The organism is Kitasatospora sp. NPDC057512, assembly GCF_042802135.1.
In the GTDB taxonomy this organism is placed as follows: domain Bacteria; phylum Actinomycetota; class Actinomycetes; order Streptomycetales; family Streptomycetaceae; genus Kitasatospora.
In genome coordinates this window covers 1-1,000 of the sequence record NZ_JBHVET010001308.1, presented here as the reverse complement: position 1 = coordinate 1,000, position 1,000 = coordinate 1, and the positions used below count along the sequence as shown (strand labels likewise).

Annotated in this window: 1 protein-coding gene; it reads left to right on the top strand. The window is 73.7% G+C overall.

The window, feature by feature from the left end:
- A partial coding sequence (locus tag ACFU6K_RS39660) for a 2,3-diaminopropionate biosynthesis protein SbnB (protein WP_380671628.1) occupies positions 1-757 on the top strand: 757 nt, incomplete at its 5' end.
- Positions 758-1,000: the final 243 nt, after the last annotated feature.

Below are 1,000 nucleotides of genomic sequence, written 5' to 3'. Positions count from 1 at the left end.
CCCGATCGCCTGCCTGGTGAGCTCTAACATCCGCGCCGCCCGCACCGCCGCCTGGGCCGCGCTGGGGGCGTACCGGCTCTCCGCCGGCCGGCCCCGGCCGCGGCGGGTCGGCTTCATCGGCACCGGGCTGATCGCCCGGCACATCCACACCTACCTGGCCCGCACCGGCTGGGAGTTCGACGAGGTCGGGGTGCACGACCTGTCCGCCGAGCACGCGGCCGGCTTCCGCTCCTACCTGGAGCGCGCCGACCCGGAGCGGGCGGGCTCGGAGCGGGCCGGCACCTCGCCCCGGATCACCGTGCACGGGAGCGCCGAGGAACTGGTCCGCGCCTCGGACCTGGTGGTGCTGGCGACCGTCGCCGCGAAGCCGCACCTCACCGACCCCTCGTGGTTCTCCCACAACCCGGTGGTGCTCAACGTCTCGCTGCGCGACCTGGCGCCCGAGGTGCTGCTCGCCTCGGCCAACGTGCTGGACGACGTCGAGCACTGCCTGAAGGCCGAGACCTCCCCGCACCTGACCGAACAGCTCACCGGCAACCGGGACTTCATCGACGGCACGCTCCACGAGGTGATGGCCGGAAAGGTCCGGGTGCCGACCGACCGGCCGGTGGTGTTCTCGCCGTTCGGGCTCGGCGTGCTCGACCTCGCGGTCGGCCGGTACGTCTACGACGCGCTGGCCGCACGGGGCGAGCTCGCCGTCGTGGACGGCTTCTTCCACGAACTGGACCGCTACGGCCGGGGCTCCCGGCAGCCGTAGCCGCACCTACGGCTCCCCATGGACAGCTCAACCCGCCACCTGTAGCATTCTTCTGACAGGTCGACAGATACGGGCCCGCCGTCACGGTGCGTCCCCGTCGACCCGTACCGGGTGGCGCGGCGAGGCCGCGTCCCCGCCTCCGAGCCGGGCGCCGGCTAGCACCCCCCGACATACCGCGCCCCACCCCGGTGATGAACCCGGCGGGTCAAAACATACCCCCCCCGCCGCCCCGCCCCCCCGGGA